13 protein-coding genes are annotated in these 16,816 nt (G+C 34.8%); 3 read left to right on the top strand and 10 right to left on the bottom strand.

The window, feature by feature from the left end; translation table 11 throughout:
* On the bottom strand, positions 1 to 277 hold a 277-nt coding region (locus tag ACP6PM_RS35470; protein WP_426591566.1), incomplete at its 3' end, for a hypothetical protein.
* A 286-nt stretch (positions 278 to 563) separates the two neighbouring features.
* Positions 564 to 1,886 (bottom strand): four-carbon acid sugar kinase family protein, encoded by a 1,323-nt coding sequence (locus ACP6PM_RS35475; protein WP_426591567.1) that lies wholly within the window; start codon positions 1,884 to 1,886, stop codon positions 564 to 566.
* 357 nt (positions 1,887 to 2,243) lie between these two features.
* Here ACP6PM_RS35475 and ACP6PM_RS35480 point away from each other — a divergent pair, with 357 nt between their 5' ends.
* Positions 2,244 to 3,986 (top strand): DnaJ domain-containing protein, encoded by a 1,743-nt coding sequence (locus ACP6PM_RS35480; RefSeq protein ID WP_426591568.1) that lies wholly within the window; start codon positions 2,244 to 2,246, stop codon positions 3,984 to 3,986.
* Positions 3,987 to 4,214: 228 nt separating this feature from the next.
* Here ACP6PM_RS35480 and ACP6PM_RS35485 read toward each other — a convergent pair whose 3' ends face one another.
* From ACP6PM_RS35485 to ACP6PM_RS35495, 3 genes are all read right to left on the bottom strand, one after another.
* Complete coding sequence (locus tag ACP6PM_RS35485) at positions 4,215 to 4,703, bottom strand: hypothetical protein (RefSeq protein ID WP_426591569.1); 489 nt, start codon at positions 4,701 to 4,703, stop codon at positions 4,215 to 4,217.
* A gap of 70 nt (positions 4,704 to 4,773) precedes the next feature.
* Positions 4,774 to 5,424 (bottom strand): hypothetical protein, encoded by a 651-nt coding sequence (locus ACP6PM_RS35490; protein WP_426591570.1) that lies wholly within the window; start codon positions 5,422 to 5,424, stop codon positions 4,774 to 4,776.
* Positions 5,425 to 6,644: 1,220 nt separating this feature from the next.
* Positions 6,645 to 8,681, bottom strand: a complete 2,037-nt coding sequence (locus ACP6PM_RS35495) for an FAD-dependent oxidoreductase (protein WP_426591571.1) — start codon at positions 8,679 to 8,681, stop codon at positions 6,645 to 6,647.
* A 485-nt stretch (positions 8,682 to 9,166) separates the two neighbouring features.
* On the opposite strand from ACP6PM_RS35495, the gene ACP6PM_RS35500 reads away from it, so the two are divergent.
* Positions 9,167 to 9,796, top strand: a complete 630-nt coding sequence (locus tag ACP6PM_RS35500; protein ID WP_426591572.1) for a CatB-related O-acetyltransferase — start codon at positions 9,167 to 9,169, stop codon at positions 9,794 to 9,796.
* A 73-nt stretch (positions 9,797 to 9,869) separates the two neighbouring features.
* Complete coding sequence (locus tag ACP6PM_RS35505) at positions 9,870 to 10,979, top strand: DUF4209 domain-containing protein (RefSeq protein WP_426591573.1); 1,110 nt, start codon at positions 9,870 to 9,872, stop codon at positions 10,977 to 10,979.
* 25 nt (positions 10,980 to 11,004) lie between these two features.
* Here ACP6PM_RS35505 and ACP6PM_RS35510 read toward each other — a convergent pair whose 3' ends face one another.
* The 5 genes from ACP6PM_RS35510 to ACP6PM_RS35530 form a co-directional block, all read right to left on the bottom strand.
* On the bottom strand, positions 11,005 to 11,892 hold the full coding sequence (locus ACP6PM_RS35510; protein WP_426591574.1) for an RNA-guided endonuclease InsQ/TnpB family protein: 888 nt from the start codon (positions 11,890 to 11,892) through the stop codon (positions 11,005 to 11,007).
* 85 nt (positions 11,893 to 11,977) lie between these two features.
* A complete protein-coding gene (locus ACP6PM_RS35515) occupies positions 11,978 to 12,301 on the bottom strand; it encodes a helix-turn-helix domain-containing protein (RefSeq protein WP_426591575.1) in 324 nt (107 codons plus the stop codon).
* A 996-nt stretch (positions 12,302 to 13,297) separates the two neighbouring features.
* Positions 13,298 to 14,971 carry an SWIM zinc finger family protein gene (locus ACP6PM_RS35520; protein WP_426591576.1) on the bottom strand — a complete coding sequence of 558 codons (1,674 nt, stop codon included), beginning with the start codon at positions 14,969 to 14,971 and terminating at the stop codon, positions 13,298 to 13,300.
* 313 nt (positions 14,972 to 15,284) lie between these two features.
* Positions 15,285 to 15,929 (bottom strand): Uma2 family endonuclease, encoded by a 645-nt coding sequence (locus tag ACP6PM_RS35525; RefSeq protein WP_426591578.1) that lies wholly within the window; start codon positions 15,927 to 15,929, stop codon positions 15,285 to 15,287.
* A 340-nt stretch (positions 15,930 to 16,269) separates the two neighbouring features.
* A complete protein-coding gene (locus tag ACP6PM_RS35530; RefSeq protein WP_426591579.1) occupies positions 16,270 to 16,578 on the bottom strand; it encodes a Uma2 family endonuclease in 309 nt (102 codons plus the stop codon).
* Positions 16,579 to 16,816: the final 238 nt, after the last annotated feature.

A 16,816-nucleotide genomic window follows, 5' to 3' on the forward strand; every position in this document is an offset into this window, starting at 1 on the left:
AGCAAACAATTCGTTCTGCTGGTTTTTCTAGAGTTATTTGGGTATTACTAGCATCAGTGGCAGTTATAATTCCTTCTGTAATAGTCTCTGTTGTTGGTGTTGTTGTTTTTTGAGAAGGACTGCAACTGATGATAGTTGTCAGCACTAAAGCAGAAACTCCACGAAATACTGCTGAAATCATTTTTCTGTAGGTTTGGCTAAGTGCCAGCTTAACCCAACAAAAACTGATATCTGTTTGTTTTTTTTCCTTAACTACAGTAGCTTTTTTTTTGGTCATATAAATAAAGTGTCTACAAATTTTATAATTTAGATTTGATCGGGACTTATACCAATTAATTAGCAAAAATAGCCGTTTTTAGAAACCTACGATTATCCATATAAATCTATGATTTTCGTGCTTATAATCTGTTCTATTCCTGCTTCTACCTGGCAACGTCAATATTTTTTGTTTATTTGTGGGGTGTAATTCAGCGCGTGAATCCAAGTAACATAAATTATAGATAATTGCAGATAAGCACATGGATTATACCAGATTATAGCCAACAGTTACTAGCCCTTGAAAACTACTGATTCAAACGCCGATAAACTGTTACCAACCCATCTACATCCCCAACATTTCCTGGAAACAACACCACAGGTAACTCAGGAAACTGAGGATGGTCTGTAGGAGTTCGCACCATCGAACAACCTGCTAAAACCTGACCCAACAATCTGGCAGTAGTCAAAGCTAAACCTTTACTCAGAGTATCATTAGAAGTAATTCCACCTTTACTAATTAAAAACCCGATATCCTCTGGCAAACCCCTAACAATATCCATCAATAATTCCGACACTGCCACACCAAACTCTAAACGCACCTGCACATTTTCAAAAGTCAACTCCTCGCGACTGGTATAAACTACAGGAGTTTTCCCTTCTGCATGAACAGCATAAACTTTTTCCAGAATATTTTTGAGTAAAGTTGCTCTTTGCTCTGGAGAGTCTGCAACTAAATGAGACACATCTACCTCTACACCCACTACCTCAGATTCCTGTAATAATTTTTCCAACTGTTGAGTAGACTTCTTAACGTGAGAACCCACAATAATTACACCTGGTTTTCCACTTCTGACATATTGTCTCATTTCCTCCGCAGCTACAGGTTGAGAACCTAAAGCAGCGAGGGAAGTTAAAATACTGGCAGCACTCCGCAACAGAAATTTTTTACCTTGACTTGCTGCTGCCAATAGATCGTTAGCAAAACTATCTAAATCCGCTTGAGTTTCTCCATCCACAACTCCACATTGGTTGCTAGTCAATTTCAGCAAACGTTCCAAACTCCCAGAACGAATATCATTAAGTGTAAATCTTTCTACAGTTTCAGCTTTGATCTGACCCTTAGTTTTCTCCTCCACATAATCAGGCAAATAACTATAGGTGTAGCCAAATACAGAATCTTTAGCAAATTCTGTTTCGTGAACTGGGGTTTCTACACCATTGACTATTAAATAGTGGGTGCTGTTGCGGGTGACTCTCCCTCCTTCAAAAAATGCCGGAACTAAGAAATGAGCATCAAACTGACCGAGTTCTCCTGCAATAACATCCGTTTCTATAGGGTAGTGACCTCGTAGAGTCGAGTCAGAACGACTGACAACTAGAAAATCTTGGATATTTGATTGAGCGATCGCCTCTGTCAGATTATGTGTGACTTCTCGTGTCACGGTCGCTGCTTGTTCGGGAGTCAGAGCGCGAGTATTGGAGAGGATAAAAAATATGGGAGATTCGTCAAGCAATCCTAATTTTAGGGTTTCTACATCCCACTTAGTTAGGAGTAAGCAACTATGAACGGTTTGGGAACCTGTAGGATCGTCATCTATAACAATAATTTTTGGTTTGTTAGTAGTCATGTTTTTGGCTAAATGGGAAATAATAAATTTGGGAATATTCTTATCTTCTGGTGAGTTAGTAAAATTGTCAACTATTTGCGTAATGATTGATTTTAGATTATTCCGATGTTGATTAGGACTGACGCAGAAACCTGGTTTATCTAGGAAATTTCATAATTTTCAATACAATAATCAGCGTAATAAACCCGGTTTCTTGTTTATGTTATCATATTTTATCAACAGGACTGACGCAAAATATAAAATCATAAACAATCTGTAGAGGTGAACTGCCGTTTACCCCCTACTAGATATGGTAGTTATGCGTAAGTCCTGATCGATCTAATATGACACTTTGTATCAGTTTGATAGACCATACTAATGAATAATAATCTACCGGAAAGTTTCTTTTTTATATCAACAGGTGCAGCAACTGGCGCAACTTTTTCTACTACAGTTGGCAATATGGGACTAATAGGTAGTTTTGGAGGCATTAGCATTGGTGCAACTCCCGTTCTTGCTGCTGGTGCAGTTGTTGGTGCAGCAACCTATGGTGCTTTCAAAGCTTTTACAGAGTCAGACCCTAGTGCTTTTGGTTTTATTGGTATGGGTAGCTACGGAGGAATAATTCTTTCTTCTACTATTGCTGGTATGGGGTTGGGTGTTGGAGGAACTGCTTTTAGTATTGGGATGGGAACAATGGCAGCTTTTGGCGGAGTAGTCGGTCTTGGTATTTATGGATTTTTTCAAGCTATTAACTCATCCCCACAAAACCAAATAGTTGATTCTTTTGCAACTTTTGAGCGGATGGAGAGGAGAATTTTAGATCGAGTTTCTTGGCAAGAAGCTTATAATCAAATCATAATAGAATTAGATCCTGTCTTAGCTGAAATGGAGACAAAGCAAAAATTTACTGCTCTGGAAATAGAGGCAGAATTAGCAGAACTGCAGAAAAATGTGGGTTGCCAAAATCAATCAAACTTTTCTCCCCCACCCACAGAAAATTCAGAGTTACAACCACAGGAAAAATTAGCTTGGAAATGTACAAAAGTTATCAAAGCACATACCGCTTCAATTAATGCTGTAGCTGTTAGTCCTGATAGTCAGACTTTTGCCACAGCAAGTAGCGATTGCTCAGTCAGCTTATGGAATATCAAAACTGGTAAACGTCTCTACACTTTTTTCGGATATTCACAGGAAGTTCAAACTGTCGCCCTCAATGCTCAGACTCCCTTACTCGTTAGCGGAGACTTCGATGGAAAAATCACCACATACAACATAGATACAAAAAAACATTGTCAGACTTTTTTTGCTGCCAACTCTCCCACGAGTCATGGAGACTCAGTTTTTGCAGTAGCTATCAGCAAAGATGGTAAAAATCTCGTAAGTGGCAGTGCTGACAAAAGTATTAGACTGTGGGAACTAAAAACAGGAAAACTCAAACGTACTTTTGATGGTCATACGGATAAAGTTTGGGCAGTTGCTTGGAGTTACGATGGTAAAACTTTTGCTAGTGGGAGTGCTGACAAAACTATTCGCTTGTGGAATATCAACACTTATCAACCACCCCGTATTATGCAACAACATTCTGGTTGGATAACTTCTTTGGCTTTCGAGCAAACTGAAAATATTCTTGTCAGTGGCAGTACAGATTTTACAATCAAAATTTGGAATCTGGAAACAGAGTCGTTAACTCGTAGTTTGGTTGGTCATGTAGCACCAGTATTTTCTATTGCTATTGGTGACAATGGAAAACTACTTGCTAGTGGTAGTCAAGATGGTACAGTAAAAATTTGGCGTTTACCTAGTGGGGAGCTTTTGCAAACTTTAGCTGGTAGTTATCCGGTAGCTTTTTCTGGTGATGGTTGTTTGGTAACTGGGGGTAACGGCAAAAATATTAAAATTTGGCATCAGGTGATGTGGGATGGTACGGTATCTTTTTCTGGAGAATGGTGGGAAATATTGAATGTGATGCCGAATGCCAATGCGGAAACAGTGAAATTAGCTTATCGTCGTTTAGCTAGACAATATCATCCTGATGTAAATGGGGATAAAGAAGCTGTTTTGAAAATGCAAATTATTAATCAAGCTTATAATCAGTTTTTGCTTCAAAAATTGGAATAATAAGGAAGAAGTAATAAGTACGAAAGCTTTAGTTATCTGGTAGAGAAGGCTTAAATTTCCTATAGAAATTAACACTCTTGTTTACACGGGACTATACTAACAGACATGATATTAGCAACTAAACGGAAAATTTCCATAGAAGTATTTACCGAGATTCTCAAAAACACTCTCTCTCGGCTTTGAATACTACCATTGGCAGCAACTATAATATATGAAAATCTAATCTAATCATTTCCAAAATTGATATGGCTGTCTAGCCAGCACCGGATTAGATTGAATATCTATAAATTGCACTTCGCTATGGGTATTAATCCACAACTGCGCTCCGCAATCTGCTGGTTGATAAGGTCGATAAACAATAATACACGAACCTTTAATTTCCAATTGATAACCATAATCGTTACGTTCACCCTGTTTCCAAGACAATACAGGCATTAAGTTGATTTGTTTACCTGGATTATCTTTGATTTTTTTGGCATTTCCTTTGATGAACTGTTGATTAACATGAATCATTGCTGGTTTTTCTTGCTTGCTACGACGCCAGGTTCCTTCAGGACCTCTTTTTCCAGGAACAATAACAGGCATTCCATCACCAAAAGTTGGTATTTCCCAAAAACCATTATTTTTAGATGCACCCCTGACTCTACCTTGACTCAATAATACTCTAAGTCTTTGACAAGAGATTCCCAATAAATATGCTGCTTCTCTAGTTCTCATGATTATTTTTTCAACTATAGCGCTATAGTTTTTGGTTATTGTTTAATTATAGCATTGCACAAATTATAGACTATTTTGGTAAATTTTCATCTTGTAATTTTTTCATCTCTTCCCTAACCTCAATGGCAATTTGTAGAGCTTCATTGAGTAACCTTCCATGTTCGCTCGCTTTATCATTAATCTGCAAAGCTGTCAAGGTATTTAAGTTAATGGCAAATAAGTCTGTATTATCATCAATAAATTTCTTATTTTCCCGAATAATTCGCTCAGTTTTTAAAGCCCTAATTAAGTCTTCTCTAATTAGTTTTAAAGCTTTTATAACTTCAGTACGATTACTTAATTTAACTTGGGAATTACCAACAGCTTCAATTTTGTCATTAATAGCGATCGCCTGAATAATTGAATTATATTTATCTACTTCATCAAATAATTTAATTAGGTGTTGATTTTTGTTGGTTATAACTATTTTATAAATATCTTCCAAAAATAATCCTACTGCCATACCTCCGTAAATAAGTATTAGCAGTAAATGGTATTGATTTAAAATTTGCACTACCATCCAATAACTAATTAATAATAGTAAAAATATCAGTAAACTTTTGAAACCTTCTGATAAATATTTGGTTTTTGTAGGTGGTCGTAATATTTTACTTAAACTCATTCCACTCAGATGTTTAAGTTCACCTTTTGTAATGTCTAGTCCTGCTAAATCTGACTGCATAATTGAATATAGTTTTAGGTTTTTATTCAAGAATTAACACTTAATAATTACCTCTTATTCCAAAGAAGAGGATTGCCTGAAAGGAGAGGCTTTAAATCTTAATTTTTTAGTAATAGGATATAGGATAGATGAAGTTGGGTAGAAGCAGATGTATTTTTAGATTATTCTAAATGCGATATTTAACTATTATAAAATCTACCCTTTATTAATAAAAGATAGGTTCTCATGTTGATGCAGCACAAAAATTCATTCTAAATGCGAAAAATTTAGAGAAACATCAAAAAAATGGTAAGCATTCAGCTATTAGGAATCATCTCTCAGTTTTTTTGATAAATTAAGTAATACTAAATTCGTTTATTCAAGGGTGCTTTTCCTATCCCAAAATTCCATGTACGGCAAATATTTCAACTTTTTTAAATAGCCTATTACCAATGCGGATTTGGTATAATAATTTGTTTAATAACACTTATATTAACTGATTAGATCTTAATTTATGCTAGAAATTATCTGAGAATATATCAATAATAATTTATTCTTTCAAGACAAGACAAGCTTCAATAATGAATAATGAATAATGAATAATGAATAATTACCTCTTCTTATAACGGATAGGATTGGCGCTCAAGGAATTTTTTTCTTCTTTCTCCATGAATGGAGAGGCTTTATACCTTTATTTTTCGGTAATTATAATCTAGCTGATAATGCAGTTCCTCTGCAGGATGCAAGCTAAAAGCTGACGGCTGAATGCTTACAAAAGATGAGAAGAGCTGGAAAGGCATTAATACCAATTTGATAAATGTTTGCTACAAATATTTAGGCTATTTATAGTAATCATAAGTCAGGAGTCAGAATGAATAGCTTAAATATTATTTCTGAGCCAGTTACTTATCTTTTTAGTAAAAGGTACATTTAAACTAAATTGTTTCAATTATCCTTATGATTCATAATATTATTTTTTTGAAATTGTATAAGTAGGTAGGTCTAATTAAACGTTAAAAAAATTGCAGGGGCAGGTTTAAGCGAAAGCCTTGATCTATTAGCAATTTATTCCTAAAAACCAGCCCTACACTTGTTTAATTTATTTATGCTTACCTAATTAAACAGAAATGATCGACCAGCTATACCTAACCAATCTATAAAATAAGGTTTATTATTTAACCACGGAAATCTCAAAAATACCTATATAAAAATTTCTATGGGATGAGGAAAATTATATTCATCTAATTTTGCATACTAAGTTTTGACTTTTGTAATTTGAAACTCATCTTTGGTTGACCAACGTTATAAGTTAAAGCATAACTATTAGCCAATATCCAAAACCATAAACCAGGATAACGAGGTTCTAACCAAGGTTGAATCCAACGAGCAAAACTAGGCAACCATCCTAATAACCAACTTACCAAACTAAACAAGGTAAAATTGATATAACTTATCGTCCAAAGTAATATTTCCTCAAAATTAATAAAATCTAGAATCCATAATAAAAGATAAGGATTTATTCTTGCTGCTTTAAGAGCTAATTTTGTAAAAATCCACCAATCAGCTCTATCTTTAATAAAAGTTTCTGCTACTTCTGGAGGTGACTCTGCTAATAACCCAAAAAATGTATTCAAAATAGAATTAATTTTTTCGGGAGCTAAAAACTTACCTGTAGGAACCATCATACCTTTAGAAAATAACCAAGTAATAGCAATATTGCTTTGATAAGCGCGAATTTTATTTAAGTTATCCGCACTGAGTAAATCGTATTTTAAAGCAGTATCCAAAAGTTCAGTTAAACGAGGTAAATTTCTTACCAAAGAACCAAAACCAGTAAATACTAAAGGAGACTGAAGAGAAGCAGCATCACCAATACAAACTAAACGGTCAAAAGCAACTTGGCGATCGCTACCTTTAATACTAAAATGCCCAGGAATATAACCAAAAGTTGGCTTTTTCCATACTAATTTCTCCATGTCACACCGTCGATATTCTGGCAAAATAGTGAAAAAATCCTCATACATTTCTAACAAAGAACCAGGATTTTCTGGATGAACTTGATGGTAATGAAATAGATAAAATGTTAACTCATTTCCAGCACCGGGAAACAATTCCCAAATCAATTGTCTACCGCGAGAAATATCCCCATGACTATTCAGAACATCTCCATAATTTGAATCCCAAACACCTTCTTCAAATCCACCATCAATTACTGCTCCGACTGTCGGACAAACACTATCAAAAGCACGTTTACCATTTAATTGCCAAGCGATGGGAGAGGCAGTACCCATGGCATCTATTAACAAACGCCCACAGAAAATTTGTTCGTTTTTGCTAGATAGGTTTTGAGTGTAAATTACAACTTTTTCTGGTTCAATATCAGCTTTAATAAATTCTGTTTCATCGACAATAGTTCCTCCAGCTTCCTGTAGTTTCATTCCACATAGACTCAGTAACTTTTCTGAATCCAATGCCAAATTTAAAACTGTCGGAGTATGAAGAATTTTTGCTTTACAAAAGTCAGGGTTATTAGAATCAAAAAATTTATTAAATCCATCTTTATATTCTCTGGCAATTAAATTTTCTACCTCTATTTTAGTAAAGAAACCTAAGTCAATTAAACCCTGAATTTCGGAGCGAGAAATATTCCATTCTCGATTCATTTTACCGAAAGGTAAACGTTCCAATAATAATACTTTATATCCCAGTTTTGCCATGATGGCTGCATGAAGACTTCCCAGAGCGCCACCAACATAAATTAAGTCATATTCAACTGAATTATTATTTGTTCCAGATTCTTTTTTCCAGACTACTTGTTTTGGTTTTTGAGGATTTTTAACTGCTTCACGCCAACGTTTTTCCCACCAATATAAACGGTTCAGGTCATATTCTCCTCTAGGCATTTTTTGAAAGTATTTAACTGTGAGAGGATAATTAGATGCTAAAGCTGTAAAAATTGACTGATTTGATAGATCGATTGTGGGAGGTTCTGGATAATTTAGAGGAAATTCTTTTCGTAAATTGGTAGTTAAATTTGAGGTGAATTGTTGTTGTATTGAAGATATATTTCCTTGAGCAAATACTTTCAGATAGGTAGTTCTTTGTAATGACCATACAAATACAGAAATTTCCTGAGTAGGGTCTTCAGAAAATTTGATAATAAAGCCATCTGGAGTTATAATTTTTTCGCCAAAACCAGGTTCAAATTGAGATTGTAACCATTGACAAACAGCTTTTGTATCTGGTGTAGGTACTTCTAGGTAGAGGATTTGTTTCATCTAGTTTTATCCAGGGAATTAACTTTTAGCTTTAAATTGATAAATATCAAAAATAGTATTTTAACAGTTTATGGGAAAAACTTCTAAGTTCTAGCTTAGTCTAGTCCACTGCTTTCCACAAAAATATAGCAATCAGGAATCATTTGTAAGAATAGAGATGTTCCTTAAAAGTATAAATATAGTAGTTATCATATTCATATATGTTCGTTTTTTTCTTCTTCCCTATTCCCTATTCCCTCTTCCCTAAAAGTCTCCAATATCTCACAATTTAAATCATATTGCTATATTACAATTCAAATAGGATTGCTATAGAATCCATTTGTTATCTTTTGAGGAAAAAATCTATAGTTAAGCATAAGTAGCGATAGAATTCCGTTCCGCTTTCGGATAAAACTACGTTTTCGGTTATCTATCGCCGAATCACCAATTATTTTAAACAAGACTTTGTAAATCAATCTTTTTTATTTTTCCTTCATTTAAACATTATGAATAATGGTCCTAACCCTAATCTTAAATATCCAATGCTTAATCAAACCCGATTAGTTTATTTAAAAAATATTATTAACAATCCTAACATTATTGTGGGAGACTATACCTATTACGATGATTTTGAAAATCCAGAGAATTTTGAGCAGAATGTTCTCTATCATTTTGATTTTATTGGAGATAAATTAATTATTGGTAAATTCTGTTCCATTGCCTCTGATGTAAAATTCATTATGAATGGTGGAAATCATCGGACTGACTGGTTTACAAATTACCCATTTCCTGTGTTTGAAAATGGTTGGGAAAAAGCCATGCCTGACTCTTGGCCAGATAAAGGAAATACTGTTATTGGTAATGATGTTTGGATTGGTTATGGAGCGACAATTATGCCTGGTATTCAAGTAGGAAATGGAGCGATTATTGCGACAAATTCTGTGGTGAAAAAAAATGTTGAACCATACAGTATTGTAGGTGGAAATCCTGCTAAGGAAATTCGGAAAAGATTTGAGGAAGAGATTATTAAAGAGTTGTTGGAAATTAAATGGTGGGATTGGGAAATTGAGAAAATAACTCGTAATTTACAGGCAATTTGTGGTTCGGATCTTAATGCTTTGCGAGAGGCTGTTTGAGTTTGATTTGATAATTCTCTGTTTCATATTTAATTTGTTATACTTAAAGAAAGTTTAGAATAAATGTGAAAATATGTTATCTATTGTTCCTCCTCTTACTAAAGAAGATTTTATTAATTCTGGTTGGCAAAATGTAGTTAATGCTAGTGAAATTAAAGAGTGCTTTAGTTACATCAGAGGTTTCTGTCAAAAAGCACGGGAAGCAGAAGAAAAAGGAAATATAAGGGAACAAGCTGTATTTATAATATTACACAAAGTAGCTTTTGTTGATATTGGGCAACATCATCTAGACTTAAACGAGGATGACTTTGCTAAAATCGACCTTACAGAGGAGCATCTAAACTTTCTTACTGAAATTGCTCCCGATATATCAGATTCTGCGCTTCAGGCACGAGTTGCAAATATTATCTGGAGCAAAAAACGCAACTATTCAATGGCTAAACTTGCAGTTGATGCTTATATAAAGTCTGCGATAGAGTTAGAAAACCCTACAAAATGGACGGACTCCTTTGGCCAAATAGAAAGAGCTTTTAGACTAGCAAAAACAATTAAATATAAAGTCGAAAAAGTTGTAGAACATATAGAAAAAGTTTTAGATCGCTACCAAGGAGAAGACCCTTCTTACTTATCAGCAGAACTTATGAAACTTCTACAAGAAAATAAGTTTGACAACCCACAAAAATATGCTGCTCTGGCTGAAAAAGTTGCTCTTTTAGCTGAGTCATCTAATAAATGGAGGAGAGCAAGAGATTATTGGGAAATAAAAGCAAAATGGCATCGTATAGAAAAAGATGGAGAAAATAAAAGTGCAGCTTCAATGCTTGCTGCGGAAACATATTTGAAGGAAGCTGAATACACTCTAAAAAATTCTTATCGTGCTTATTTTGCAGCATCAATTTCCTTACAAGAAGCTATTAAAGCCTTTAGAAAAATTTCTGATACAAAAGAAGAAACTCCAGCAGCAAAATCAAGAGCAAAAGTAAAAGCTGAAGAAGCTCATAAACTTCTACTTCAATATCAAGTTGAACATTCTGGCTCTAATTTGAGAAATCTCATGGCTCATGGTTTACTTGATGATGAAGCTTTTTCAAGTCCTCTAATGTCTTACCTCTGGTGGGTAATGTTGAGACGATGTTGTTCTCTATTCACCTACAAACAGCAAGTCGATCTATCCGATCCGTGAAGTTCTTTCCCGTTAAATCTAAAGATTATAAGAGGAGCTTCTCAAACAAAGATAATTGAATCCAAGCCTCAGAAGTTTCTTGCTTCACAGGCCGATCAATATCGAAGCCTCCACAAGCAGACAAGATGATACCCACCTCGTTTAATGCTTTATTTAATATGTTAATTGCTGCATTCTCGTCCCTGTCTAAAACTGTCCTGCATTTAGGGCAAGAATGAGTTCTGACTGACAAAGTTTTAGGTACTTTTTGACCACAATTACTGCAATTTTGTGATGTATTGTGAGGATTAACTTTAACTACATGAACACCACGTTTTACCGCCACTGCATTCAACCTTTCCATAAAAGCTCCCCAGGCTACATCATAAATTGATTTTGATAATTTGCTATTCCTAGCTAAACCTTTAATATTAAGGTTTTCGACGGCAATTAAATCACATTCTTTAACTAATTTATGAGCAGTTTTATAGTGGAAATCTTTTCTTTGCCTAGCAATACGTTGATGTAATCTAGCTATTTTATTTTGTGCCTTTTTCCAGTTGTTAGACCCAATTTCTTTTCTGGCTGCTTTACTTTGTTTTCTAGCTAGATTAGATTGAGATTTTCTATAAAATTTAGGAACAGAAACAACCTCACCAGAATTAGTAGTCAAAAACTCTTTTAAACCTACATCAATACCTATAGCAGTCTTAATATTATCTTTAGGAATTAGACTAGGGACTGACTTATCTTCCAGGCTAAAACTCACATAATAGCCATCAGCTTTTTGGGTTATAGTTGCAGTTTTAATAGCAAAACCATCTGGAATAGGTCTATGAACTATCACAGGAATAGTACCAAACCTCGTAGTAATTATTTGCTTTCCATCAAATTTAATTACTGCTTTGGAATGATTAACTCTACTAAAACACAATGACCTTAACTTCCCTGATTTTTTAAATCTAGGTCGTCCTCCACGCTTACCAGTTTGATCAGTTATTAGCCTTTCATGTCGGCTCTTAGCCGAAACGTTTCCAGGCTTTATCTAGTCTTTGTAAGTTAATTTGTTGAACTTCCGAATATATTTCTTTGTAGTCAGGAAATAACTCTTTTGTCTGTTTAAGTGCTGACTGCTGAAAATAATAATCGGGCTTGCCAGGTATCTCACCAATAGGACATGATACTATTGAGCATCGGTCTATTTGACACCTGCTTCTGTGCAACCAGTCTAGCCTTTGACCGAGGGCGTAATTCCAATGCCGTCGTAAAAGTTCAAGCCAATAATCAATTTTGACTGACTGTTCTAGAGTTGGCTTGATTTTATAGCAATGAGTAATGATCATAATTCTTATTTATACACTTCAGAACTTACGCAGGCGAACCCAGAAACCGGGTTTTTTCGTCAATGTTAATTGTTAAAAACAAGGATTTATCGTAAAAACCCGGTTTCTTTGCGTAAGTCCTACACTTTACTGCTATATCATGTCAAACAACTATAATAAAGGTTTGAGGTCTGTTTATTTTCTTACTGTTCATATCGTATTTGTCATCAAATTTGGAGTTTGTAGTTAATACTTTTATTAGACATTTCCAGAGAAGAGGGAACAGAGAACAAGGAATAAGGGGGGGTAATATAGAATCCTATTATAAAAAATATGTTCATAATTCAATCTTTCTACTACCTCTCTATCTCCACATCTTCCGGTATATATAATAAGTATCCAACCGGATTTAATATAATTGATAATTTATAGATAAAAATTGATTTTATTTTTAATTTTTGGATAACTATATTGTTATCTTTTCACAAAATAGGATATATGATTGAAACTACTTAATTATTCAGAAAAAAAACACCCACAATAGTTGGTTTCCCCTTCGTAAACCTCTCAGGACTAGACTGCTTAACTCAAACGGGTCTCCCACCCAGAATAGGATAAGCTTCCTGGAAGCCAAACTGTTAGCCAGGTCTGGGTGGGATGACCCGAACAGTCAAAAGCAGGCTAGTGATGCGTGTGCGGACTCAACACAAGGACGGCGATCCACCGCCCAAATTGCAAGGCTGTTAACCAACTATTAAACTGTGGGTGATAGTAGTATTATCACATAACTTTTCCTAATTTTGGTTAGGAGCGATCGCTTTCAAGATAGGAATTAAGTGGGAAAAAGAAAGAAAATTGAAAAATATTTAGCACTACGCAAATAGTTTTTTGTTTTTTGAAGTGGACAGTCAAATATTAAATGGTGCGTTACGACGGATTGTTAAATCCCTTTCACAGTCTAAATTTTAGCCGTCTAACGCACCCTACTGGACCGACTTATGGGTAAAGCATAGAGCTTTAGTTGGATCTACTGATAACTGATCGCCGATCGCTGAAATGGCGGGCCTGCTGCATCCGTAAGGCCAAAATATGCTCGCAAGGCCCCTGATACAATTTATTTTGCTGATACCAATTACAATTACACTGCGCCTCAACTATCCGCTCATCGCGATCGACACTTAAAGAAGGAGAAAAAATTCTCCCCCTATCCCTCACACTTCCTTCAATACTCAAAACCCCATTAATATCATTAACAGAATTTATCTCAACAACATTTTCTTGGAAAAATCTCGTAGCACTTTCTTCCCTGGCATTTGCAAACCTTAACCTCTCCATTGGTAGAAGTTCCCGACTTAATTCTCGCACCCGATAAACCTGTTTATTCAAATCATAAATTACTCGTCCAGCTTGAGTATAAGCACCCAAAGCACCCAATACAGAAGTACGACTTAAATTAAGTCTTTTTGCCAAACTATCAGCAGTTTCAAACCAGTTTTCTCGTAACCCATTAAATATTATTTTTTGAGTCCATTCATCCACATCAGCGCGCGGTGCCATTAAATCAAAATTACCAGCTTGCGCCCAATCATTAGCCGTCCATCCTGATAATCCTAAAGTAAAAGACATATCTCCTAAATCTGCTACATAAAAAGACGGCATTCCTGTGCCTAATAAATGAACAGTAAATTTCTTAGCAATAGGAATTAAACGCTCTAAAATATGGAGTCTTCTTCGCCCCCAAGTTCGGATTTGTTGAGTAGAATTTCCAGTGTAAATTGAACGGTGACAAATTATTTCTAAATTCCAAGGTTCAAATACTATTTCTATTGGTTCTCCTGGCTCTAAAAAGTAGCGAATACTGCGGGGTCCATGTTTTTCTTTGTGGCGACGCAAAACCAAACACATATTATAAATATCCATTGGGTGGAGGTCGAATTTTGTCGCAGGTAATGACATAGCTGAACTGACTTGCAAAAATCCTCTTACCCAACTATCGGGAAGGTCTATTTTTACTTCTTTAAAAGTTTCTTCGTTGGTAATTTTAACTTCAAAACTGGAAGGATCTACTTGGAGTTCAGTTGTCTTATAACTACGGATTTTTTGGAATTCTTGATAGAGGGCAGCGGAATAGTCAATGTTAGTAGTTCCGCAGGCAAAATCATTGATATTTTTGAATACTTCATAACTTGCTCCAAGTCGCCCATAAGTTGATTCGTCAACGCTGAAACATTCAAAGAAAATTTCATCGGGATGAACGGTTATTACTGGGTCGAAAACGTACCAAGCATCATAATCAATTTTATAAAGATATTGAAAGAATTTTTCTTGAGCTTGGTAAAAGGGTTTGAAACGTTCTTGTCGATTTTGGTATAGTTGGTTTAATTCTGTACTAATTTCTGTTATTTTTTGAGCTACTTCTTGACGTTGAACTGCGATGTTTTCCCAGTCTATTTCATCTTCTTGTTGGGCACGCCATTCTTTATAAGCTGTTTTGTCTTTTGGTTTATATCGGAGGTCGGAAACTACTACGTCATGTAAGGCGCTTATAGCTTCACGAAATGCGACATTTTTTCCCAGTTCGCCGACAAAATAGGTAGGTTCTCGTTTAGTATCTGGAGAGAATGACATTTGGATATTTTTGCCATTGTCAGTGACACCTGTATTGCCTTTATAAGAATAGTTAAATTCCATAATTTTTTTGGTAATTTGAGGTTTAAATTCTGCTTTACTAATCCTAAATGATTTGTGAAAAAACCGTAGGAGTTTGGTCTCCAAACCCTATTAGATAGAATCTGACAACATCAGCACACGATGGTATATTAATCATCAATAATTTGTAAAAAAAACTGTAGGGGTTTGGTCTCCAAACCCTATTAGATAGAATCTGACAACACCAGCACACGATGGTATATTAATCATCAATAATTTGTAAAAAAACCGTAGGGGTTTGGTCTCCAAACCCTGTTAGATAGAATCTGACAACATCAGCACAGATTACTATATTTCAAGAATCTTGAAATTGAGAAAATAGGGAGGCAATAACTTGATTTTGATTGATACTCCGACTCTGTTGTAAAGCATCTTTTAAAACATCTATTACTAATTCTGGTAAAACTTGAGATTCTGTAATTCTTTTACTGCCACTATTAACCATAGTAAAAGCAATAATATCTACATTTTTCACGTCAACTATCCAATATTCTTTGACTTTTAAATCTTCATAGATTAACCTTTTCTCACCTTTATCATCTGCAAGTGAAGTATTGGCTATTTCTATGACTAAATCTGGCGATGGATATATATCTAAATCTACAACGGAAGTTCCCCAGGGAATAATATTGGTATTGTCACCTATATAGTAGGAAATATCTGGTTGTACTTCTTGAATTCCGATTTTTCTGTAACTACAATTAGTTAAACTTTTGCTGCGAATATTTTTGAGACTACAGAAAATACCAATAGCTATAGCAATAAGTGAATTATCGCTGGCATGGTCGTGACTTACTGGTGACATTTCTATTCTAAATTTTCCTTGATAATAATAAGATTTTGCTTTAGCATAAATGGGATTTTCAATTATGTGGAAATATTCATTCCAGGTAGCTAAAACCCATGTATCTGTTGGAATTTTTACTTGTAAATTTGTCATAAATTAAATTGATTGTTTTTGTCTAAGCATTCAGCTATCAGCTATCAGCTATCAGCTTCATTACCTTTAATATAGTAGAGGAGGTTTAAATTTTTCCATACCATACTAATTCTACATAATTCGTGAAAAAAAACTCTAGGGGTTTGGTCATTTCAGTTATCAGTTATCAGTACCTTTTACTTTAGCCAGAGGCTTGAAATACTGAATTTTATTTTTTCATATCCTTAAAATGGGAAGCTTTAGACCTTATTTTTTGGTTATATTAATCCCATTTTTAATTGGGTTTGGAGACCAAACCCCGTTAGATGAAATTTTACAACCTATTTAAAATTGCTATATTCTATGATTGAGATTGTTGAAATTGAGAAAATAGGGAGGCAATAACTTGATTTTGATTGATACTCCGACTCTGTTGTAAAGCATCTTTTAAAACATCTATTACTAATTCTGGTAAAACTTGAGATTCTGTAATTCTTTTACTGCCACTATTAACCATAGTAAAAGCAATAATATCTACATTTTTCACGTCAACTATCCAATATTCTTTGACTTTTAAATCTTCATAGATTAACCTTTTTTCACCTCGATCGTCAGAGAGTGAAGTGTTTGCTATTTCTATAGCTAAATCTGGAGGTGGATATATATCCAAATCCATCACCTCTGGCGGAGTGCTTCAGGAAATGAATTTATTATTGCTCTTGACGCAATAGAAGGAATTTTTCCCTATCCATCACCTCTGGCTGGGTGCTTCAGGAAATGAATTTATTATTACTCTTGACGCAATAGAAGGAATTTTTCCCTATCCATCACCTCTGGCTGGGTGCTTCAGGAAATGAATTTATTATTGCTCTTGACGCAATAGAAGGAATTTTTCACTATCCATCACC

The organism is Dapis brunnea BLCC-M229 (assembly GCF_050015995.1).
GTDB lineage: Bacteria > Cyanobacteriota > Cyanobacteriia > Cyanobacteriales > Microcoleaceae > Trichodesmium.